This window comes from Halobellus sp. MBLA0158, from assembly GCF_041477585.1.
GTDB lineage: Archaea > Halobacteriota > Halobacteria > Halobacteriales > Haloferacaceae > Haloquadratum > Haloquadratum rubicundus.
Genome location: NZ_JBGNYA010000001.1, coordinates 2,818,302 through 2,839,929 on the forward strand (window position 1 = coordinate 2,818,302; position 21,628 = coordinate 2,839,929).

At 65.4% G+C, this 21,628-nt stretch carries 23 protein-coding genes, 1 tRNA gene and 1 pseudogene; 17 read left to right on the forward strand and 8 right to left on the reverse strand.

Annotated elements, in window-relative coordinates; genetic code table 11:
• Positions 1 to 118 precede the first annotated feature (118 nt).
• The gene (locus OS889_RS14300; protein ID WP_372390885.1) at positions 119 to 1,294 is read left to right on the forward strand and encodes a M50 family metallopeptidase; all 1,176 of its coding nucleotides are present in this window, start codon (positions 119 to 121) and stop codon (positions 1,292 to 1,294) included.
• A 13-nt stretch (positions 1,295 to 1,307) separates the two neighbouring features.
• Here OS889_RS14300 and OS889_RS14305 read toward each other — a convergent pair whose 3' ends face one another.
• A complete protein-coding gene (locus tag OS889_RS14305) occupies positions 1,308 to 2,069 on the reverse strand; it encodes a competence/damage-inducible protein A (RefSeq protein WP_372390887.1) in 762 nt (253 codons plus the stop codon).
• A gap of 116 nt (positions 2,070 to 2,185) precedes the next feature.
• Between OS889_RS14305 and OS889_RS14310 the strand changes: the two genes are divergently transcribed.
• Positions 2,186 to 2,374 (forward strand): DUF8178 family membrane protein, encoded by a 189-nt coding sequence (locus tag OS889_RS14310; protein ID WP_372390888.1) that lies wholly within the window; start codon positions 2,186 to 2,188, stop codon positions 2,372 to 2,374.
• Between the two features lie 116 nt (positions 2,375 to 2,490).
• Here OS889_RS14310 and OS889_RS14315 read toward each other — a convergent pair whose 3' ends face one another.
• Complete coding sequence (locus OS889_RS14315; RefSeq protein WP_372390890.1) at positions 2,491 to 2,931, reverse strand: type IV pilin domain-containing protein; 441 nt, start codon at positions 2,929 to 2,931, stop codon at positions 2,491 to 2,493.
• A 4-nt stretch (positions 2,932 to 2,935) separates the two neighbouring features.
• Positions 2,936 to 3,370 (reverse strand): type IV pilin domain-containing protein, encoded by a 435-nt coding sequence (locus OS889_RS14320; RefSeq protein WP_372390892.1) that lies wholly within the window; start codon positions 3,368 to 3,370, stop codon positions 2,936 to 2,938.
• Between the two features lie 300 nt (positions 3,371 to 3,670).
• Between OS889_RS14320 and OS889_RS14325 the strand changes: the two are divergent.
• Positions 3,671 to 3,766 (forward strand): annotated as a pseudogene (locus OS889_RS14325) (surface glycoprotein); the annotation flags it as partial.
• Between the two features lie 177 nt (positions 3,767 to 3,943).
• A complete protein-coding gene (locus OS889_RS14330) occupies positions 3,944 to 6,907 on the forward strand; it encodes a DUF7827 domain-containing protein (RefSeq protein WP_372391627.1) in 2,964 nt (987 codons plus the stop codon).
• Positions 6,908 to 6,917: 10 nt separating this feature from the next.
• Here OS889_RS14330 and OS889_RS14335 read toward each other — a convergent pair whose 3' ends face one another.
• The 3 genes from OS889_RS14335 to OS889_RS14345 form a co-directional block, all read right to left on the reverse strand.
• Positions 6,918 to 7,238 (reverse strand): MTH1187 family thiamine-binding protein, encoded by a 321-nt coding sequence (locus OS889_RS14335; RefSeq protein ID WP_372390894.1) that lies wholly within the window; start codon positions 7,236 to 7,238, stop codon positions 6,918 to 6,920.
• A gap of 85 nt (positions 7,239 to 7,323) precedes the next feature.
• A complete protein-coding gene (locus OS889_RS14340) occupies positions 7,324 to 11,232 on the reverse strand; it encodes a PAS domain S-box protein (protein ID WP_372390895.1) in 3,909 nt (1,302 codons plus the stop codon).
• Between the two features lie 86 nt (positions 11,233 to 11,318).
• Entirely contained in the window at positions 11,319 to 12,473 is a 1,155-nt protein-coding gene (locus OS889_RS14345; RefSeq protein WP_372390897.1) for an AI-2E family transporter, read from the reverse strand.
• Positions 12,474 to 12,637: 164 nt separating this feature from the next.
• Here OS889_RS14345 and OS889_RS14350 point away from each other — a divergent pair, with 164 nt between their 5' ends.
• On the forward strand, positions 12,638 to 13,045 hold the full coding sequence (locus OS889_RS14350) for a hypothetical protein (protein WP_372390899.1): 408 nt from the start codon (positions 12,638 to 12,640) through the stop codon (positions 13,043 to 13,045).
• 86 nt (positions 13,046 to 13,131) lie between these two features.
• Here OS889_RS14350 and OS889_RS14355 read toward each other — a convergent pair whose 3' ends face one another.
• Together OS889_RS14355 and OS889_RS14360 are read right to left on the reverse strand one after the other, a co-directional pair.
• Positions 13,132 to 14,208 carry a type I restriction enzyme HsdR N-terminal domain-containing protein gene (locus OS889_RS14355; RefSeq protein WP_372390901.1) on the reverse strand — a complete coding sequence of 359 codons (1,077 nt, stop codon included), beginning with the start codon at positions 14,206 to 14,208 and terminating at the stop codon, positions 13,132 to 13,134.
• A gap of 227 nt (positions 14,209 to 14,435) precedes the next feature.
• Positions 14,436 to 14,506, reverse strand: a tRNA-Gly gene (locus OS889_RS14360).
• 228 nt (positions 14,507 to 14,734) lie between these two features.
• Here OS889_RS14360 and OS889_RS14365 point away from each other — a divergent pair.
• The 12 genes from OS889_RS14365 to OS889_RS14420 are packed head-to-tail and all read left to right on the forward strand — an operon-like array spanning position 14,735 to position 21,623.
• Complete coding sequence (locus OS889_RS14365) at positions 14,735 to 15,574, forward strand: putative RNA uridine N3 methyltransferase (RefSeq protein ID WP_372390903.1); 840 nt, start codon at positions 14,735 to 14,737, stop codon at positions 15,572 to 15,574.
• Positions 15,575 to 15,578: 4 nt separating this feature from the next.
• Entirely contained in the window at positions 15,579 to 16,595 is a 1,017-nt protein-coding gene (locus OS889_RS14370) for a 50S ribosomal protein L3 (RefSeq protein ID WP_372390905.1), read from the forward strand.
• Between the two features lie 3 nt (positions 16,596 to 16,598).
• On the forward strand, positions 16,599 to 17,345 hold the full coding sequence (gene rpl4p / locus OS889_RS14375; protein ID WP_372390907.1) for a 50S ribosomal protein L4: 747 nt from the start codon (positions 16,599 to 16,601) through the stop codon (positions 17,343 to 17,345).
• Positions 17,342 to 17,596, forward strand: coding sequence for a 50S ribosomal protein L23 (locus OS889_RS14380; RefSeq protein ID WP_372390909.1), 255 nt, complete (start codon positions 17,342 to 17,344; stop codon positions 17,594 to 17,596). Before rpl4p ends, OS889_RS14380 begins: the two co-directional genes overlap by 4 nt.
• A gap of 2 nt (positions 17,597 to 17,598) precedes the next feature.
• Positions 17,599 to 18,333 (forward strand): 50S ribosomal protein L2, encoded by a 735-nt coding sequence (locus OS889_RS14385; protein WP_372390911.1) that lies wholly within the window; start codon positions 17,599 to 17,601, stop codon positions 18,331 to 18,333.
• Positions 18,333 to 18,755: a 30S ribosomal protein S19 gene (locus tag OS889_RS14390; RefSeq protein ID WP_372390913.1), complete on the forward strand. Its 423-nt coding sequence runs from the start codon at positions 18,333 to 18,335 to the stop codon at positions 18,753 to 18,755. The genes OS889_RS14385 and OS889_RS14390 overlap by 1 nt, the downstream gene beginning before the upstream one ends.
• Positions 18,756 to 18,758: 3 nt before the next feature.
• On the forward strand, positions 18,759 to 19,229 hold the full coding sequence (locus OS889_RS14395) for a 50S ribosomal protein L22 (RefSeq protein ID WP_372390915.1): 471 nt from the start codon (positions 18,759 to 18,761) through the stop codon (positions 19,227 to 19,229).
• Positions 19,229 to 20,158 carry a 30S ribosomal protein S3 gene (locus OS889_RS14400; RefSeq protein WP_372390916.1) on the forward strand — a complete coding sequence of 310 codons (930 nt, stop codon included), beginning with the start codon at positions 19,229 to 19,231 and terminating at the stop codon, positions 20,156 to 20,158. Before OS889_RS14395 ends, OS889_RS14400 begins: the two co-directional genes overlap by 1 nt.
• The gene (gene rpmC / locus OS889_RS14405) at positions 20,158 to 20,370 is read left to right on the forward strand and encodes a 50S ribosomal protein L29 (protein WP_372390917.1); all 213 of its coding nucleotides are present in this window, start codon (positions 20,158 to 20,160) and stop codon (positions 20,368 to 20,370) included. The genes OS889_RS14400 and rpmC overlap by 1 nt, the downstream gene beginning before the upstream one ends.
• 7 nt (positions 20,371 to 20,377) lie before the next feature.
• Positions 20,378 to 20,908: a ribonuclease P protein component 1 gene (locus OS889_RS14410; RefSeq protein ID WP_372390918.1), complete on the forward strand. Its 531-nt coding sequence runs from the start codon at positions 20,378 to 20,380 to the stop codon at positions 20,906 to 20,908.
• Positions 20,899 to 21,225 (forward strand): 30S ribosomal protein S17, encoded by a 327-nt coding sequence (locus OS889_RS14415; protein ID WP_372390919.1) that lies wholly within the window; start codon positions 20,899 to 20,901, stop codon positions 21,223 to 21,225. The genes OS889_RS14410 and OS889_RS14415 overlap by 10 nt, the downstream gene beginning before the upstream one ends.
• Complete coding sequence (locus tag OS889_RS14420) at positions 21,225 to 21,623, forward strand: 50S ribosomal protein L14 (protein WP_372390921.1); 399 nt, start codon at positions 21,225 to 21,227, stop codon at positions 21,621 to 21,623. Before OS889_RS14415 ends, OS889_RS14420 begins: the two co-directional genes overlap by 1 nt.
• The last annotated feature ends 5 nt before the right edge of the window (positions 21,624 to 21,628 follow it).

Genomic DNA, 21,628 nt, shown 5'->3' on the forward strand with positions numbered 1-21,628 from the left:
CAGCGGTTCGTCTGCCGACGACTATCGACCGACCGCAGTCCAGTCGCAGTCGCAGTTGCCGGAGCCGACGCGACGAAGCGCGATTGGACTTAAGTCCCGCGCCCGACTAACGGTCGGTATGCGAGGCATCCGCATCGGGAGCGCGTTCGGGATTCCGATCAAGCTCGATCTCACCTTCCTGCTCGTTCTGCCCCTCTTCGCGTGGCTCATCGGAACCGACGTCGCCCAGCTGACCGGCGTCGTGAACGACCTGTTCGGATCGGCCATCGACGTCGGCCCGCTCACGGCGGGGTCGATGCAGTGGGTCCTCGGCGCGGCCGCGGCGCTCGGGCTGTTCGTCTGCGTCCTGCTCCACGAGTTCGGCCATTCGCTCGTCGCGATGCGGTACGGCTACCGCATCGACTCCATCACGCTGTGGCTGTTCGGCGGCGTCGCGAGCTTCGCGGAGATGCCCGAAGACTGGAAGCAGGAGCTCGCGATCGCGATCGCGGGTCCGATCGTCAGCGTCGCCCTCGGCGTCGTCTCCTACATCGCGTTTCTGGCGCTCCCGTCGACGCTCGATCCCGCGAAGTTCGTACTCGGCTACCTCGCACTGACGAACGTCGTCCTCGCGGCCTTCAATATGCTCCCGGGGTTCCCGATGGACGGGGGACGGGTGCTCCGCGCGCTCTTGGCGCGAAATCGACCGCACGCGCGGGCGACCCAGATCGCCGCCGAGGTCGGCAAGGTCTTCGCATTCCTGCTCGGGCTGTTCGGCCTGTTCGCGAACCTCTTTCTGGTCGCGCTGGCCTTCTTCATCTACATCGGCGCCTCCTCGGAGGCCCAACAGACCGTGATGAAGGCCGCCTTCCAGGACGTCACTGTCCGCGACGTGATGACGCCGCGCGCGGACCTCGACGTCGTGAGCGAGGACACGAGCGTCGCCGACCTGCTCGAACGGATGTTCACCGAGCGGCACACCGGCTATCCGGTGATGGACGGCGACCGGCTCGTGGGGATGGTCACCCTCGACGACGCGCGGTCGGTGCGGGAGGTCGAGCGCGACGCCTACCGCGTCGACGACGTGATGTCCGCCGACGTGGCGACGATCTCCCCCGACGCCGACGCGATGACGGCCATCGAGCAGATGCAACAGCACGACGTCGGGCGGCTCCCCGTCGTCGACGGCGACGGGCAGGTGGTCGGTCTCATCTCGCGCTCCGATCTGGTGACCGCGTTCAACATCATCCAGTCGCGGGGGACGCTCTCCTCGCTGTCCCCGCGAGAGCGCTCGAACCTCCCGAATCCGCGGTGAGAATGCGGCCGCGCTAGGGGGCCTCCTCGACGGCGTCGTTCCACTCCTCGGCGAGCGTCAGTTCGAGGTCGGCCTCCGCGCGGAGCCACTCGACGGCGTCGGTCACCGTGGCCTCGTCGTCGCCGGTGACTTTGAGCCGGGTGTGGCTGGCGTCGCGGTTCGGATAGCTCCCGACGCGGACGCCGAACCGCTCGGCGACCGCTCCCAGGACGGAGGCGAGCGCGCCCTCGGGCTCCGGCGAATAGAGCGTCTGCGTGGCGACCTCGCCCGCGAAGTCCCCGGCGACGTTCTCGAAGACGGCACGCATCTCCTCGGGGATCCCCGGGAGCACGTAGACGTCGTCGACGACGCAGCCGGGCGCGAGGCCCTCGGGGTTCGGGATCGGCGTCGCGCCCGCCGGGATCGACGCGTACCACTCGGCCCGGAGGTCGAAGTCGAGATCGGGGTTCTCCTCGAAGATGCGATCGATCGTCTCTTGGACGTCGGCCTCGGCGACGGGATCGACGATCAGATCGCGGTCGAGGCCGGCCGCGACGGCGTCCATCGTCACGTCGTCGGGCGTCCCGCCGAGACCGCCGGTGACGAGCACGGCGTCGAAGCGCTCGCGCCACGAGCGGATCGTCTCCGCGAGGATTGGCTCGTCGTCGGGCACGACGACGATCCGTGCGACGTCGACGCCGCGCCCGGTGAGTTCGTCGGCGAGCCACGTCGCGTTCGTGTTCTCGATGTCGCCCGCGAGCAGTTCGTTGCCGACCGTGACGATTCCGGCGTCCATACACGGCCCGTCGGGCGGCGACCGTTTAAGCGCAACCCCACGCGGGTCGTCGTCTGCGGCGCTCGAACGACGGCGTGAAGCGGAAAGTCCATATTCCGCGCCTCGTAGTTCCGACTATGGGATTGTTCGATAGCACTCGCGTGCTCGTCGGTATCGCACTCATAGTCGTCGGGACGCTCCTGTTCGTTCCCGGCATTCTGCCGAGCTCCGCGCAGATTTTCACCTACGCGCTGGTGCCTGCGGCCGCGCTCGTGACGATCGGCACGTGGCTCGTCGGGACGTCCGAAGGTTCGCCAGCGGTCTGAGTGCGGTTTACGAACAGAACTACTCAACTGATTCGGCAGATCGGTGATTGGATCGAAAGCCGCGCTGCGAGGGGCTTCGTAAGCGCTGAAAAAGATCCGGAAAAAATTCGGTTCGTCTACGACTCGTCGGGCGCCGTGGATTGACTCAGCGTAGCCGAATTCTCCCCGTTTTGGGACGTCCAGACCACACGGATCGTTTCGCCGTCCCAGTCTACGGTATTGTTGAATTCAGCGCTCGTTCCCGCTGAAACCGTACTACTTCCCGTTCTTGCACTCCAAGCCACGCTTTTTGCGCCCCCATTGAGCCCAGTCGTGTTCAGTAAGGCGGTGTCGATTGAATCACCCGTCTGATGGGTGATGGTGACGTTATTGTCCCCCTGAGTTTCGTAGTCGAAGTTGAAACTCGCCTGCGGCGCCGTCTGCTGGACTTCCTGCCCGAGGTTCAGGACGAACGTGCCGATAACGGCGGCCAGAATCACGGTGATCGCGACCATCAGGATCACCCCGATCACCGGCGACACCGCCGAGTCGTCCGTGAACAGCTGCTTGAGCCTCATTTGATTATGCTCCCGGCGCGGTGGATTGGCTCAGCGTGGCCGAGTTATCACCAGTGTCCGACTCCCAGACGACGCGAATGGTCTCGCCGCTCCAGGCACCAGAGGTGTTGTAGGTGTTTGAGTCACCAGCGGTGATCTCAGTCGGCCAGTCACTTGGGTTCGTGTTAGTGAGCGCCCCCCCTGACGACGTCACGTTAATCTGTGACTTCTGGAGAGTGTCTCCAGTTTGATGAGTAACGGTGACTTCACCGTCGCCCGCCGATGTATTGTAATCAAAGTTGAAACTCGCCTGCGGAGCTGTGTTCTGAATACTCCCCCCGAGGTTCAGGACGAACGTACCGATAACGGCGGCCAGGATCACGGTAATCGCGACCATCAGGATCACCCCGATCACCGGCGACACCGCCGAATCGTCCGTGAACAGCTTTTTGAACTCCATACACTCAGTCTGCCCTACTCTGGGTTAAATCTAGTGCCTTAGTTATCAATACCGATAATTATAGCGGGCAGAGTGAGACGAAAGATCACGCCGCAAAGATCGAGACACGCCGGAGGGATCTCACACAAAGCCTTTGTCTCTCTGCTGTTTTCTTCCTCTCGGACTGTCGACTGTATAGGATATTCGCGAACGCCCTCACCGCGTTCGGCCTCCGCACCGGCGCACGCACGAACCACAGTCGACGAAACCGCCCGAAACGGTCGAATCACGGACTCTGCCGCCCACCACAGCCCAACGACTATGACACGATTCACCCCCCAACTACGCGCGGTCGCGCTCGCGACTCTGGTAGTACTATCAGCGGTCGCTGGGAGCGTCGCGTTCGCTGGCTCAGCAGCAGCCGTCGACAACGTCTCCCCGACTTCCGGGGGACTGTCCCCAGATAGCGTCGGAGAAGAGACACAGCAGGAGTACAGCTTCAACTATACGTTCACCGGCGTCAATACGAGCGGAGAAACGACACTCTCCTTTTCGGTCCCCGGAGAGTTCGACATCAGCAATCCGCAGGTCGAGATGAAAAACGAGAGCGGCGCGGTACTGAACGATTCAGCGGTGATCCGGGGGAACCGACTGCGCATCTCGGCTACGCCCTCGACAGAGACAGTCTACCTAGCTGGAACCGTCGACATCACCAGCCCCGCTGTTGGCTCCGACACGCAGTACACGATCAAAGTAAACGCGAGCGACAACGACGGGACGACCGCGAGTTACGACGACACGCTCACGGTCACGAACAGCGATCTACAGGTCAGTTCCGTAAGTGGAAGTTCGTTCTCGCCGACGACAGTCGATCAGGAGACGGAGTACAGACACACCTACAATTACTCCGTTTCCGGCGTCGACCCGAGTGACAGTACCGATTACTCGATCACGGTCTCGAACGATTTCACCGTCGAGAGCTACGACCTCACCGTGAAGAACGCCAGCGGCGAGGTGTTGACAGATTCGTCCGGACAAGGGAGCCTCCCCACACTTACAGCCACCTCCGGAACCGAGACCGTCTACTTCAACGGGACGGTGAATCTGACCAGTCCGGCCGTGCCCGAGGGGCAGGAAGAGGAGACGTACACGAACGGCGTGACCATCGATGCGAGTGACGACGACCGTGACGCGACCGCCACGGAGGACCTCACCGTCCAGTTCGTCGGCGGCGCCGAAGGTTCTCCCCGGTTCCTGAGCGCGATCCAATACCTCCCGTCGGCGAACTCGCCCCAAATCGAAGTCGCGTTCTCCGAGGACGTCTCGAACTTCCAGAGTAACTACGGCCTGTACAACGAAGAGGAAGAAGAGATAACGGGCGACATCGTCGACAGCGTCTCGGAGGCGCAGGGTCGAGCGACCATCGAACTGAATGATACGTACAGCCAAGAGCTGACGCTCCGACTCGACGACGGGATCGTCGACTCCGACGGCAACGCCCTCGACAACGCCGGGGACAAATCGGTCAGATTCGCACCGACGGTCGTTCGGAGCGGAGAAGACGCCACCGTGTACAAGGGTTCGACGGTTTCGATCGTCACGTCTTCGACCGGTACGGGCGTCACGCTCCAAGGGACGAGCGACGACACGGACAACTACTTCTTCTCGGGGTCGACCGGCACGAACAGCCGGGTCTTCCTCTTCGATACGGACGGCGAGTCGCTCGGTGAGTACGAGGCCGACATCGAAGGAGAGAGCACCGCCACCATCACCCTCCGCTCCCTGGATCTCTCCCTCGGCATCGACGACCAGAACGTGACGAACCTCGACGCGATCGAGGGGACCGTCTCCGCGCAGGTCAGCGGCCGGGAGATCCGGCTCGAACTCCTCGACGACGACGGCGACCCCGTCGAGGGCGTCTCGGACCGCTTCGTCGAACTCTCCGGCCAGGGCGAGTACGACTTCAGTTACAATCTGGAGCAGCTCGGCCTCGAAACGGGCGAGTACACCATCCGCGCGACGGACACCGTCACGGGCATCACGGTCGAATCCGACACCATCACCGTCCGCGAGGCCGGCGACGCCGAGGCCGTATTCACGAGAAGCACGATCCAGGAGGCGCGCGGGGACGTCGTCGCCATCCCGGTCGAACTGGAGAACACCCGGGAGGCGACGATCCGGATCGGAAGTCAAAGCGTCGGCTACGAGGCGAACGTGACGGTCCGCGACGGCGGCGGCGACGACCGCGACGGTCGCGTGACCATCTACTTCGACAGTTACGCGGCCACGACCTACCCCACGGGCTCGTTCTCCGACGAGAACGACCTGATCCAGATCAGCGACGACGACGAGATCGTCAGCGGCGAGGTCTCGGTCGGCGTCTCGAACCTCCTCGACGCCGAGCTCTACCCGGTGGAGGCCTCGATCGACGGGCGCCTGACGGACGTCGGCCAGATCGACCTGCGGCCGCGCGAGACGATCGCGATCCGGACCTGGACGGCGCCGCGGAACCGCTACGGCAACCTCGACGCGCCCGAGGACGTCCGGGAGGGCACCGACGAGAACTGGGTCACGCGCGACTCGGAGATCGCCTTCGGCGACGCGGTCCTCTACGAGATCCGGGCGACGGGGCTCGAAGGCGCGCTCGACGCCCGCGGCGAGGACACCGTCACCTCGGAGTTCTACTCCTTCGCGAACGGGAGCAAGGCCTCACCGGCCGCGCAGTTCACCGTCGAACAGCAGGACCCCGGTCCGAACCGCGACCCGCTCGTCCTGCAGTTGAACGCGAGCAACTCCCGCGTGATCGCGGACTCGGAGAACGACACCTACTACGTCGTCACGCGGACCGGCGAGTTCGGTCCCTCGGGCGTCCGCGACGAGGACAACGACGGCGCGATCGACCCCGGTGAGAACGACTACGGCTCGATCGACGACGAAGACGACCTCCGGGCGTCGTTCACCGTCTTCGGCGACGACGAGAACGACCTCGACCTGACTGAGGGCGGCGACGACGAGGTCGTCGAGACGACGCTGTCGCTGACGCAGGCCGAACTCACGATGAACGAGCCGTTCAACGTCACCGCCGCGAGCGGTCAGGAGGTCTTCGGCGAGGCGACCGTCGCGCCCGGCACGGAACTGTCGATCCGCGTCCGGAGCGCCGACGGGGTCCGACCCGCGTTCCTGAAGACCGCCTCCACGACCGTCGACGCCGACGGGCAGTTCCTGGTGACGCTGTCGTTCAACGACACGGAGCCGGGCGACGACTACACCATCACCGTCAGCGACACCGGGCCCGCGTCCGACCTGGAGGTCGACGGCACGGTCCAGGCGGTGATCCCGACCGCGACGACCGACACGCCCGAGGAGACGACGATCAGCACCACGACGACCACGGCGACGCCGACGGACACGACCTCGCCGCCGACCTCGGCGACGACCACGACGGAGATCCCGACGGTCCAGACCCCGACGACGACGCCCGGCTTCGGGGCCGTTGCCGCCGTGGTCGCGCTGCTGGCGGCCGCGCTCCTGGCGCTCCGACGCGAGCGCGACGACTAGCGCAGTCGACCTACTCCCCGTCGGCGGCGCTGCGCGCCGGCCGACCGAGCCGTTCTTCGACGGCCGCGACCTTCCGCTCGGCGCCGTCGTCGCTCGTCCGCTTGTCGTCGATCTTCAGGACGGTGCTCACCCGGTCGGCGTCGACGGCGCGGTGGGCGGCCTCCGCGGCGGCGAAGAGCGTCCCGACGTCGTCGGCCTCGATCACGGTCCCCATCGGATTCGTCTCGTAGTCGACGTCGAAGTCCTCCAGGGCGTCGACCGCGGCCGCGACCTCCTCCGCCATACTCCCTTCGATCACCGGTGCGACGCTGAGCAGTGCGACGACAGTCATAGGTGAGGGATCGATCCCGGGGCGCAAAACGGTTGTGCGGGCCGCGGCGGCGAGCCGATCGGTCGGACGCGGACGACGGCTCGGGTCAGTCCTCGGACGTCACCTGTTCGGTGCCGGCATTGGGCTCGGGCGCGTCCGGCCGTTCGCGACGGAGCGAGACGACGATCGTGGTCCCGTCGCCGCGCTCTTCCCGGCCGATCTCGCCGCCGAACGACTCGACGAGCCACCGGACCAGCCAGAGCCCCAGCCCGCTGCCGTGGGTGAGCTGGGTGATGTTCGTCTTGCCGGTGACGACGCCCCACTCCGTGTCGGCGATCCCGGGGCCGTCGTCGCTGAATCGGAGCCGGATCAGATCGGCGTCGCCGCGCTCCGCGTCGATCCGGAGCCGGGGCGCGTCGCCGTCGTTGTGCTCGATGGCGTTCTCGATGAGTTCCTGGAACGCCCGCTTGAGATCCGAGTTGGCGCGGACCCACAGCGGTTCGGGGACGTCGAGTTCCAGCGAGGCCTCGGGGTGGGATTCGCGGAACGACGCGACGGTCTCGCGAAGGTGCGCGGCGGCGTCGACGGCGGCCGTCTCGTCGCCGCGCTGGCCGATCACCCGCTCGATCTCCTTGGCCTTCTCGCTCAGCGAGGCGATGTCCTGGGCGTTGCGTTCGAGCGTGGTGGCGTGATCGAAGAGCCGCTCGTCCTCGATGTTCTCCCGCAACTGCTGGGCCAACGCCAGCACGACGTTGATGTCGTTGCGGAGGTTGTGCCGGAGGACGCGGTGCATCACCTGGAGGTACCGTTCCCGCTCCTTCTGGTCGGTGATGTCGGTGTAGACTGCGAAGGCGGACATCCCCTCTTCCCGGGGGTACGGAATGACCCGGAGGAGGAAGTCGCGATAGCCGCTTTCGGCCTCGCGCTGGACCTCGACGCGCGTCTGCTCGCCGTCCATCGCCTGCGCGTCGAGCGACAGCGCGTCCTCGCGCTCGCGGTCCGGGACGATGTAGTCGTTGATGTTCTGGCCCCGGACGGTCTCTGACTCGTGGCCGAAGACGTCCGTGAACGCCGGATTGAGATACTGCACGATCGGGTCGCCGTCGCGGAACGTCACCTCGACGACCGGATCCGGGAGGTTCTCGAACAGCTCCTGGAAGCGCTTGCGCTCGGCCGCGAGGTCGGTCCGCGTCGCCGCGAGTTCGGAGATGTCGGTCACGACGCCGGCCGTGGTGACGGCGTCGCCGTCCGGGTCGGTCCGCGAGAGTTCGAGTTCGACGGGCTGGATCCCGTCGTCGGTCCGGATATCGACTTCGAGGGTCGCGGTCGTCCGCTCGGAGGCCGTGTTGCCGAAGTCGAGTTCGCGGTACGTCTCGGCGTCCGCGTCGGCGAGCAGGTCCGGGAGTCGCTCCCCGACGAGCGCATCGGCGTCGCGGCCGACGTAGGACGCGAAGGGGCCGGTCACGAAGGTGAAGCGGTCCTCGTCGTCGAGGAGGAAGCCCATCTCGTCGACGTGCGCGACGATCCGCTGGAGCTGTCGCATCTCGCTTTCCCGTTCGAGGCGGTCGAACGCGCCGGTCGCGACGAGCGCCAGCAGCTCCACGAGCGCGACGTCGTCCTCGTCGAACGCGTCGGTTTCGAGCGCGCCGACCCCGAGGACCCCGTGGTCGCCGAGCGGGACGAACATCGCCGACTCGATCGTGTCGTAGTCGAATTCGGGATGCTCGCTCACGTCAGAGACGAGCTTGGGCGTGCCCGACTGGAACGCCTCCCCGGGGAGTCCCTCGTCGTCGTCGTAGACCGGCAGATCGTCGACGTACTCGCTGGCCTGGGGCGAGATCTTGGCCGCCGGGAGCGTCCCGGCGTCGGGGTCGTGGAGTCGAACGGAGTTGAGCCCGTAGCCGAAGACGGCGTCGGTCCCCCCGACGATCGCGTCGAGGAGGTCCTCGACCGTGCCGGCGCGGATCAGCTGCTGGGCGGCCCGGAGCAGCCGACCGAGCGTCTGTTCGCGCTCTTTCCGCTCTGTGATGTCCTGGGCGGCCCCGCGGATCCGCACCACCTCGCCGTCCTCGACGACGGGGATTCCCTGCACGCGGAGCCACCGGAGTTGGTTCTCCGACTTCCAGAAGCGAAGCTCCACGTCGAAGGACGCCGCGGCGGTCGTCGCCTCCTCGACCGCGTTCTCGATGATCGGCCGGTCGTCCTCGTGGTAGACGTCGAGGGCCTCGTCGAGGGGCGGCTCCTCGTCGGCCTCGACGCCCAGGAGCTCGAAGAGGTAGTCCGTCCAGAACACTTCCTCGCCGTCGGTGGAGATCTCCCAGCCGCCGACGTTGGCGATCCGCTCGGTCTGGTCCAGGAGGTCGTGGAAGCGTTCGAGCTCCCGCTCGTGTTCCTTCCGGGCGGTGACGTCGGTGAAGTACACGGAGATGCCGTCGGAGTCGGGGTAGGCCCGGACCTCGAACCAGACGTCGAGCGGCGGGTAGTACTCCTCGAAGGAGACGGACTCCTGTTCTTCGAGGGCGCGGTGGTACTCATTGTAGAACGTGGTGTCGACCGCCTCGGGGACCTCGTCCCAGAGGTGGCGACCGATCAGTTCCGCGTCCTCGTAGTCGGCCTCCATCGCCCCCCTGAGGACGTCCGCGCCCGCCTCGTTGACGTAGGTGACGCGCCACTCGTCGTCGAGCGCGAAGAACGCGTCGTCGACGCGCTCTAAGGTCTGTTCCATCTGCGATTGGCTCTGTTCGAGGTCGCTCCGGTACCGCCGCTCTTCGAGCCCCCGGCGGAGCCACTGGGCCATAATGTCGATCAGGGTCCGCTCCGCCTCGGAGAACGGCTCTATGCGCGGGGACTCGTCGGCGAAGCAGAGCGTCCCGTAGAGCTCGCCGTCGACGACGATCTCGTCGCCGAGGTAGCACTCGAAGCCGACTTCCTGATAGAGGGAGGGGTCGGGGAGCTCCTCGCGGGCGTGTGTGACGCCGAAGGGCGACTCCGAGTCGACCGTAAAGCGGCAGTAAGTGTTCGCCAGTTCGGTCTTGAGGCCGGGCCGGACGAGGTCGTGGTCAGCCTGGGCGTGGACGATCTCGAACTCGCCTGTGTCCTCGTCGATCCGCGAAAGGTACGCGATGTCGAGCCCGAGGCGGTCCCGCCCGAGTTCGAGCAGGCGCTCTACCTGCTCGTCGAAGGCGAGGTCGGGGTCGGCGGTGATCTCGTTGAGGCGCTGGAGGGTCTCCCGGCTCTCGCGGAGCGCGGCCTCCCGCTCTTTGCGTGCGGTGATGTCGCGCACGAACGCCAGCACGCGCTCGGCGCCGCCGATCTCGACCGGCTTGTGCTGGACCTCGACCCACTGGCCGCCGCCGTCGTCGTCGTCGCTCCGGACCAGCCACTCGGCGGTGTGGCCGCCCGTCTCGGACGCGGACGCGATCAGTTTGTGGGCCTCCGCTTCGGAGTAGCCGCCGCGCTCGACGAGGACGTCCACGTACGTGAGCGTCGCCTCGCGGTCGGGGTCGTAGCCGAGCATCCGGAAGAAGCGGTCGTTGGCCTCCAGGATGGTCCCGGCGGCGTCGTGGACGACGATCCCGTCCGTGGCCGCCTCGAAGATCTGTTCGTACTTTCCTCGGTCGCGCGTCTGGGTCGCGATCGAACGGATGCGGTTGATCGCGACCGGCCCGTTGATCCGTCCGTCGGTGAGCGTGACGACGTCGGTGGCGGCGCCGGAGACCGTCCCGGCCGCGTCGGCGTCGGTTGCGAGGAGGATCGGCACCTCGGGCCGGACCTCCCGCAGTTCCGTGAGCACTTCGACGCCGTCGATCGCCGGCGGGCTGTGCCGACAGACGACGCAGTCGACGTGTTCGCTGGCGAGTCGCTCGCGGGCGGGATCGAGTCCGGAGACGGTGTCGATCGAGATGTCCCCCTCGATCGCCGGGGCGAGCTGGGAAGTGAGATCCAGGGTGTCTCCCGCGGGCGGGTCGACCACCAGGACGCGAATCCCGAGCTCGGGAGATCCGCTGGCTTTCATCTACCGTAAACTGACAAGAAGAGCTGATAAGCGTTCTGGGCCGGAGTCGTCGTGCGATTCGATAGCGGTCGTCGAAATCAGTCCGATCAGCCGGTCGGTCGCTCGTCCGGCGAGCCGGCGTCGTCTGGGGGGTCCGGACGCTGTGAGCGTCCGTCGACGGGCTTCGGCGACGCGGTGGCCTCGGCGGTCGCATTCTCGTCGAGCAGCCGCGGGAGCGCCGTGTTGGCGAAGGTCAGACCGACGACGAGGAGCATCGGCGCCAGGAAGAGCCCGTAGAAGCCCAGGACGACCGGTCCGAGCGTGTAGGCCAGCATCAGGAGGCCAACGTGGGTCTGCTCGCCGCTGAGGAGCGGCCGGAGGACGAGGTCGGGGATGGTGTCGACGACGACGACCGCGACGACGAAGAAGCCCGCCACGAACACGAGGTTCGTCGGGTCGCCCGAGAGCGCGATCCGGAGCGCGGTGGCGAGGGTCAGCGGGACGTAGACGATCTTCATCCCGACGACGGGGATCAGGCTCGCGATCCCGGTGAGCGCGCCCGCGAGCGCGGGGTAGGGGATCTCCGCGCCCGCGGGCACGAAGACGTTGTAGGCGCTGAACGAGCCGATCGCGATCAGCGCGATGGCGAGGACGTTCAGCAGATTGCCGAAGAGCACCTTCTCCAGTTCCCGGTCGACGGCTTCGAGGTACTCCCGGATGATGGCGCCGTCGTCGAACTGGAGGAGCCAGTCGCTGATCCGGTGGCCGTCCACCAGGAGGTAGTAGGTGACGATGGTGAGGACGAAGAGGTTCAAGAAGAAGTCCGAGATCAGCGTCGTCAGGAAGCTCGCGTGCTCGGTGGCGAAGTCGATGAAGGGCGCGAGATCGCCCGACTGGTACGCGTCGTAGAGCCCCTGGACCGTGAACTCGGGGATGTCGTTGACACCCGCGAACCACTCGAAGTTCTGGCTCGCGACATCGATGAGGGCGTACTGGTCGATGAAGGCCCGCGCCTCGACGACCAGGAGGATCGTCGCGTAGCTGATCAGCAAGATCAGGGGGATGGCCAGGGAGGCCATCACGATGGCCGCGCGGACGTTGGCGGGCAGCCGGAAGCGGCGGAGGGCGTGGTGGTAGCGGCGGGTCGAGTAGTACAGGAACACCGAGATCGTCAGCGGCGCGATGAACTGGTACGCCAGCGCGCCGATGACGGCGGTGACGAGGATACCGAAGAGGGCGACGACGAAGCGGTTCCCGTTCATACGATCGCACGTTCCCCGTATCGCTACTAAAACGTAAGCATATCACTGAGATACCACGTCCGGTCGGCGACAGATGTCGGTTCCCGAGCCGAACGCGTCAGTCCGGAGTAGAGCGGCTCGATTCGGCCGAACGTTAATTTTGGTGTGTAACGACACATCACACAATGGCGTCGTTCCGGCGGGCTAACGAAGAGCGGGTCAACGCCTTCCGGGTCGACGACCGGTACGTGTTCAAACACTACTTCGAGCAGGAGGCGGTGTTCGATCGGCTGCGACGGTACTACAACAATCACCAGTACCGCTTCGAGGTGCCGCCCGGGGAGTTCGACACGCTGCGCTCGTTCCTCTCGAACCACGGCTACGCCCTCGTGGTCGTCGAGGTTCCCGGGGAGTTCGTGGTCGCGGTCAGGAAGTACACCGAACACCCGGAGAACATCTTCAAGGAGTCGGTAATGCAGCGGAGCGTCCCCGACTACAACTGCTTCCTGATGACCGACCAAGAGGCCGTCGAGGCGGCGGTTCGGGACGGCGCGAGGCGGCTCGACGAGACCGACATCGAGAACCCGTTTTGAGGGTCGATACAAGCAGATATCGGATGCAAATCGCGCGTATTACGGTCCCTAGAGTTTAAACGGGGTTGTTGAACCCAAGTACACATTCACCACTCACCGATGAATTCGGGCTCGATCCCGACCTTATCGGCGAGTTCCATCGTATATCGTATTTTGTCGTCTGAACTCATATGTGTGAGCAAGTAGAAATCACCCGCTATCGGCTTAGATCCCTTCATATTATTCCCATTCGGATGCTCAGGCCTGTGATTGATCAAGGCCCGGTTCCCTCGTCCAGTTCCGGGGATATACGGAATATCAATTTCGTCAGTCAATTCCTCTTCTTGTATAAGGTACTCAACGGCGGAAGCGACGACTTCCGATTGTACATCACCGTTCACCCGCTGAATTTCATCTCCGTTTCGTAGAAATCGGATGACGTACTTTCTATCTTCTCGCCTCTTGTTCTGGTTCCCACCCGAGTCTCTGGAAGCTGTCACAGCCTCCCGATGAGTCTGTTCCTCCAACGAATCGATCAGATTATCTACGAAATTCTTCGCCTGGTCCTCGACCAATTGTGAGACCGAATTGCCCGCGACGTTCGTTACTACACGTGTTACATCCTCCGCGAGCGTTTCTTTGTTCTCTCGAAGTGATTGTACGGCCTCTTGTACTGCCTCAATCTTCTTGGCAATTTGTCGAGATTCACCCGAAGCGATCGAGTCGTGCGAGAGTGCTTTGAGAGGATGTTCATTGTTCGGTACGGTCTCGATACCGAATGCTGCAAGAGAGATTTCGTTCGGTCTAGTACTGGAGATATCACGACGGAATATCTCGAACTGGCGACCGTTCGAGAGCAGTCCCCAGTCAACGCCGACCTGTCGCATATAACTTTTCAACTGATTTTCGTGGCTTTGATCAAGAGGTGTATCACATCCCTTCGCCTCAACGAACACGACTGGCGCTCCTTCGAGTTTGAGTGCGTAATCGACTTTCTTCGTCCCGGATCCCATCTGCACAGAATACTCAAGTTCGACATCCGAAGAGAGAATATCCCAACCGAGAGTTTCGATCAGCGGTTCTATGACCTTCCGCTTGGTATTCTCTTCGTCCATCTGCGGCGAGTCCTCAATGAGATTGGAGGAGCGTTCCGCGTATTCGACCAACTCCTCACGAAGCATCATATATGCCGTAGTTCTCTGGAAGTCTGATAAAGATGGGGAGGAAAAGCGTTTCCCAGAGCAATCTTACTCACAGTCTTGTCCGTAATCAGCCCCCGGGAATGCAAAATTCGATCTAGTCGAAGCAGTTGTACGCGGGGCGAGCGGAGCGAGCCCCGCGCTCCTTTTTGGTCCAGATTTTTGCAAGGAGGGGTTCGCGAAGCGAACCCGACGCAGCAAAAAGGTGGAAGTGCGCTGGCTGGGATTTGAACCCAGGTTGTGACCATGGCAAGGTCACGTGATACCACTACACTACCAGCGCGTGGTGCGTTCGTCTGCATCCCAAGCGAGGTGAGATTGATAAATAAGACTTGCGAATCGGAGGGAAATCGGGCGATGGCGTGGGGCCGAATACCACGGGACGTGGGGCCACGAAACGGCCGCCAACGCGGGTGAGACGGCCTCACACGCCCCGCGAGCTTTCGCTACTCTTTTAGGCTCCCCTCCGGTATCGCTGGTACAGTCTAGACGTGACGCTGAAGGGACCGGTATGACGCTGACGGTACTCGTGCCGTCCTCGCTGGTCCGGGAAGCCGAGGACAAACGCGAGGCGACTCGCAAACTCGGCTACGTCGCCCGCGCGGCGACGGTGTTCCGGGCCGACCGCCTGGATGTCTTCCCCGACCGGGAAGGCGAACGGCGGTTCGGGGGCGAGTTCGTCGAAACGGTGCTGCGATACGCCGCCACGCCACCACATCTCCGAAAGGATCTGTGGGGGCGACGCGACGAACTCGAGTACGCCGGCGTGCTGCCGCCCCTCCGCGTCCCGTCTACGACCGGCTCCGAATCAGACGGTTCGGGGTCGTTAACACAGGGAATCGTGACCGAGGTCGGACCTGACGGCCGCGTCCGGGTCAATTGCGAACTGCAACACCCGATCTCGCTCCACGTGCCTCCGGGAATGGAGGTGCGGGAGGGAGAGCGCGTCGCCATCAGGATCTCTTCGCGAGAACCGGTCCGTGCGCGGATCGTCGACGAGCCCCTTCCGGGCTTCGACGTGTCCCGTACGGACCTCGAGGAAGCGCTCGGCCGCCCCGACGCGGGCGTCGCCATCGCGACGTCTCGCTTCGGGGAGGCGCTGACCACGACGTGGCTGCCGCAGCTCGCCTCGCGCATCGAGCGCGAGGGCGCGACGGTCGCGTTCGGGTCGCCCGGCCGTGGGCTTCCGGAGATCCTCGGGGTCGATATAGACGCCGAGGGTCCGGTCGAACCCGCAGACGGTCCGGGGTTCGACCTCTGGCTGAATACGATTCCGCGACAGGGCAGCGAGACCGTGCGAACCGAAGAAGCGATGTTCGCCTCGCTCGCGTCCCTGACACTCACGGAGTGATCATATGCCACAACCAAGCAGACCACGAAAAGGTTCGATGGGCTTCAGCCCGCGCAAGCGTGCGGCCAAGGAAGTCCCACGTATCCGGTCGTGGCCCGACGACGAGGGCGCGCCCGGACTCCAGGGCTTCGCCGGCTACAAGGCCGGGATGACCCAGGTGATGATGGTCAACGACGAGGCCAACTCCCCCCGCGAAGGGATGGAAGAGGCCGTCCCGGTGACCGTCGTCGAGACGCCGCCGATGCGCGCCGTCGCCCTTCGAGCCTACGAAGACACGCCGTACGGTGCAAAGCCCCTGACGGAAGTGTGGGCCGGTGAGTTCGACGAGGACCTCGACCGCGTCCTCGACCTCCCGAACGAGGACACCTTCGAGTCCGACGCCGACGACCTTCGGTCCGCCGTCGAGGCGGGCGACGTCGACGACGTCCGGCTCATCACCCACACCGTCCCCGCAGGGATGCAGAACGTCCCCAAGAAGAAGCCCGACGTGATGGAGACCCGCGTGGGCGGCGGCTCGGTCGACGAGCGCGTCGACTTCGCGCTTGAGCTCCTCGAAGACGGCGGCGAACACGAGATGTCGGACGTCTTCCGTTCCGGCGAGTACCTCGACGTCGCCGGCGTCACGAAGGGCAAGGGCACCCAGGGCCCCGTCAAGCGCTGGGGCGTCCAGAAGCGGAAGGGCAAGCACGCCCGCCAGGGCTGGCGGCGCCGGATCGGCAACCTCGGCCCGTGGAACCCCTCGCGCGTGCGCTCGACCGTCCCCCAGCAGGGCCAGACGGGCTACCACCAGCGGACCGAACTGAACAAGCGCCTCATCGACATCGGTGAGGGCGACGAACCGAGCGTCGACGGCGGCTTCGTCGGCTACGGCGAGGTCGACGGACCGTACGCGCTGGTCAAGGGCTCGCTCCCGGGCCCCGACAAGCGCCTCCTGCGGTTCCGACCGGCCGTCCGACCGAAGGACCAGCCGCGCCTCGACCCCGAGGTGCGCTACGTCTCGACCGAATCGAACCAGGGCTAAACAATGCAGGCAACAATTCGCGACCTGAACGGCGACGACGCCGGCACGCTCGACCTCCCCGAGGTCTTCGAGACCCCGTACCGTCCGGACCTCATCGAGCGCGCCGTCGTCGCCGCGCAGGCGAACCGAAAACAGGCGTACGGTGCCGACCCCTACGCGGGGCTCCGAACTCCCGCCGAATCGTTCGGCAGCGGCCGCGGGATGGCGCACGTGCCCCGCGAGAACGGGCGCGCGCGGCGCGTCCCGCACACGGTCAAGGGTCGTAAGGCGCACCCGCCGAAGGCAGAGAAAGACCAGGGCAAGGACATCAACGACAAGGAGCGGAAGCTCGCCGTCCGATCGGCGATCGCCGCCACCGCGGACGAAGAGATCGTCCGCGAGCGCGGTCACGCGTTCGACGACGGCGTCGAACTCCCGCTCGTCGTCTCCGACGACTTCGAGGATCTGGTGAAGACCCGCGAGGTCGTCGACCTCCTGGAGACGCTCGGCGTCCACGCGGACATCGAGCGCTCCGATGAGAACAAGAAGGTGAAGGCGGGTCGCGGCAAGACCCGGGGTCGGAAGTACACCCGACCGAAGTCGATCCTCTTCGTCACGAGCGACGAACCCTCGAAGGCGGCGCGGAACCTCGCCGGCGCCGACGTGGTCACCGCCGACAACGTCAGCGCCGAGGACCTCGCGCCCGGCACGCAGGCGGGCCGACTGACGCTCTTCACCGAGAGCGCGATCGAGGAGGTGGCCGACCGATGAGCTCGCTCATCGACCACCCGCTCGTCACCGAGAAGGCGATGGACGAGATGGACTTCGACAACAAGCTCCAGTTCATCGTCGATCTCGACGCCGAAAAGCCCGAGATCGTCGAGGAGATCGAGTCGCGCTACGACGTGTCGGTCACGAAGGTCAACACGCAGGTGACGCCGCGCGGCCAGAAGAAGGCGACCGTACAGCTGAGCGAAGACGACGACGCGCAGGAAGTCGCCTCGCGAATCGGGGTGTTCTGAGAATGGGACGACGAATTCAGGGCCAGCGTCGCGGTCGCGGGACGTCCACCTTCCGGGCGCCCTCGCACCGCTACAAGGCCGAACTCTCGCACAAGAAGGCCGAATCGGACGACACCGTCTCCGGGACGGTCGTCGACATCGAACACGACCCCGCCCGCAGCGCGCCGGTCGTCGCCGTCGAGTTCGAGGACGGGGACCAGCGCCTCATCCTCGCGCCCGAGGGCGTCGCCGTCGGCGACACGATCCAGGTCGGCGTGAGCGCGGAGATCAAGCCCGGGAACACGCTCCCGCTGGCGGAGATCCCCGAGGGGGTCCCCGTCTGTAACGTCGAGCGCCAGCCCGGCGACGGCGGGAAGTTCGCCCGCGCGTCCGGGACGAGCGCCCAGCTGCTCACACACGACCGCAAGGTCGCGGTCGTCCAGCTCCCCTCCGGAGAGGTAAAGCGGCTGAACCCGCAGTGCCGCGCCACCGTCGGCGTCGTCGCCGGCGGCGGTCGGACGGAAAAGCCGTTCGTGAAGGCGGGCAAGAAGCACCACAAGATGAAAGCGCGCGGCATCAAGTGGCCGCGCGTCCGCGGGGTCGCGATGAACGCCGTCGATCACCCGTTCGGTGGCGGCGGCCGCCAGCACCCCGGACAGCCGAAGTCCGTCTCGCGGGACGCCCCGCCGGGACGGAAGGTCGGTGACATCGCCTCGAAGCGGACCGGTCGAGGCGGCAAAGGAGGCAAGGACAACTAATGAGTTCGGAATACCGCACCGGCCGCGAGGGTGAGTTCACCTACCGCGGCTACACGCTCGACGAGCTGCAGGAGATGTCGCTCGAAGAGGTCGCGGAACTGCTCCCCGCTCGACAGCGGCGAACCATCGAACGAGGACTCTCCGTCCAGCAGGAGAAGCTGCTGGAGGAGGCCCGCGAGGCCGGCGTTCAGGAGACGGCCAACGACCCGATCCGGACGCACCTCCGCGACATGCCCGTCCTGCCCGAGTTCGTCGAGAAGACGTTCGAGGTGTACACCGGGCAGTCCTTCGAGCGCGTCCGCGTCGAGCCCGAGATGATCGGGCACTACCTGGGCGAGTTCCAGCTGACCCGGACGTCGGTCGAACACGGGCAGGCCGGCATCGGCGCGACCCGGTCCTCGAAGTTCGTGCCGCTCAAATAAACCATGGGTATCAACTACAGCGTCGAGGCCGACCCGGAGACCACCGCCAAGGGGATGCTCCGCGAGCGGCCCATCAGCCTGAAGCACAGCAAGGCCATCGCCCGCGAGATCAAGGGGATGACCGTCGAAGACGCCGAGGACTACCTCGAAGACGTCGTCGACGAGAAGCAGTCGGTCCCGTTCCGCCAGCACAACTCCGGCGTCGGACACCGCTCCGACATCGACGGCTGGGACGCGGGCCGCTACCCCGAGAAGGCCTCGAAGGCGTTCCTCGAACTCCTGCACAACGTCGCGTCGAACGCGGACGAGCAGGGGTTCGACGGCCGTTCGATGGTCATCAAGCACGTCGCGCCCCACAAGGTCGGCGAGCGCCAGGGCCGCAAGCCCCGAGCGTTCGGTAGCGCCGACCCCTGGAACACGGTCGAGTGCGACGTCGAACTCATCATCGAGGAACCCGAGGAGGTCGAAGCCTAATGGCGGACGAACACCAGTTCATCGAGGACGGACTGCAGCGCTCGCAGATCGACGAGTTCTTCGCCGAAGAGCTCGGCCGCGCCGGCTACGGCGGGATGGACGTCGCGAAGACCCCGATGGGGACCCAGATCGTCCTGAAGGCCGAAAAGCCCGGGATGGTCATCGGCAAGGGCGGCAAGAACATCCGCAAGGTCACTCGCGAACTCGAAGAGCGGTTCGACCTCGACGACCCCCAGATCGACGTCCAGGAGGTCGACGAACCGGACCTGAACGCCCGCATCGTCGCGGACCGCCTCGCCAACGCCTTAGAGCGCGGCTGGTACTTCCGCAAGGCGGGCCACACGACGATCGACCGCATTATGGAATCCGGCGCCCTCGGCGCCGAGATCGTCCTGAGCGGCAAGGTCACGGGCGCCCGCTCGCGCGTGGAGAAGTTCAACCGCGGCTACATCAAGCACAACGGCGAGCCCGCCCAGGAGATCGTCGACGAGGGCCAGGGCGTCGCCGTGATGAAGCTCGGCACGATCGGCGTGACCGTGAAGATCATCCCGCCGGGCGCAGAGCTGCCCGACGACTTCGAGATCCACGAGGACGTCGACGTCGAGCCCGTCGAGCAGGTCGCCGAGAGCGAAGGCGTCGAGGCGCTCCTCGAAGAGGAACCCGAGGAGGTCCCCGACGTCGGCGAGGCCGACGAGGACGTCGAGATCCCCGACGAGGAGCCCGAAGAGGTCATCGACGAGGAAGTCGTCGAGGAGGTCATCGACGAGACCGAGTCCGAAGAAGACGAGGACGTCGAGGTCCCGACCGAATCGGACGTCGAGGAGGAGCTCGACGAACTCGACGAGGACGTCGAGGCGGAAGCCGAGGAGCTCCTCGACGAGATGGAAGAGGCCGACGAGGCCGACGCGGACGAGGAGGCTGAGGAATAATGGCGATCCTCTACACCGAAGAGATCCGCGACATGACGCCCGCCGAGCGCGAAGCCGAGCTCGAAGAGCTCGAGACGGAGCTGCTCAACACGCGGGCCGTCCAGGCCGCCGGCGGCGCCCCGGAGAACCCGGGCCGCGTCAGCGAGCTGAAGAAGACGATCGCGCGGATCAAGACGATCCAGCAGGAAGAAGGCGACCTCGACGACGAGTAAGAACCCAATGGCACTGACACCCGAGACGCTGACGCGACACGAGCTCAACGGCCTCCGCGTGGCCGTCGTCGACGCGCCCAACCCCGACCTCGTCGGGATCTGCGGCCGCGTCGTCGTCGAGACGATGCAGACCCTGCACGTCGACGTCAGCGACTGCGACGCCGATGCCGAGGCCGCCGAGAGCGCGGCCGCGGCGTCGGCCCGGGTGAAGCAGGTGCCGAAGCAGGGCTCGATCCTGGAGTTCGAGCTTCCCGCGTCCGACGCCGCCTCGGACGACCCGTCCGGAGGGCGCGACGCGCGGGGACGCGGAAGCGACGAACACGAACGCGGAGACGAACGCGAACGCACAGATGAAGCCGCCGACGCTGCGAAGGCGTCGGGGACCGCGTCCGAACTTCGGTCGGATACTGCCGGCGGATTCGATGCCGGTCAGTCTGGCCGTTGCGAGGGTGCGGCCTACGTTACGGTGGATGGCACACGTCTGCTCTCACGACCCGCCTTGCGGACCGAGAAGGCAGGTGACACACTATGGCGATAGGACTGAACGTAGAAGCACCGGAGGAGGCCTGCTCCGACGAGAACTGTCCGTTCCACGGGACACTTTCCGTGCGCGGACAGACGCTCGAAGGCACGGTCGCCTCCACCGACATGGAGAAAACCGTCATCGTGGAGCGTGAATACGACGTTCACGTTCCCAAGTACGACCGCTACATGAAGCGGCGTAGTCGCATTCCGGCTCACGCACCCCCGTGCGTCGAGCTCGAGGAGGGCGACACGGTGCGCATCGCAGAGACCCGACCGCTGTCGAAGACCAAGGCTCACGTCGTGGTCGAGACCCTCGGAGGTGAGGAGTGATGGAGGCGCTGAAAGCCGACGTCACGAAAGGCCTCGAACGGGGCTCGCTCATCACGTGCGCCGACAACACTGGCGCGCGCCAGCTGAAGGTCATCAGCGTGAAGGGCTACTCAGGAACCAAGAACCGACACCCCAAGGCGGGCATCGGCGACCAGGTCACCGTCTCGGTGACCAAGGGGACGCCCGAGATGCGCCGCCAGGTGCTCGAGGCCGTCATCGTCCGCCAGCGGAAGCCGATCCGCCGGCCGGACGGGACGCGCGTGAAGTTCGAGGACAACGCCGCCGTCATCATCGACGAGATGGAGGAGCCTCGCGGGACCGAGATCAAGGGTCCCATCGCGCGCGAAGTGGCCGAGCGCTTCGGGAGCATCGCCTCGACGGCGACGATGATCGTTTGAGGTGA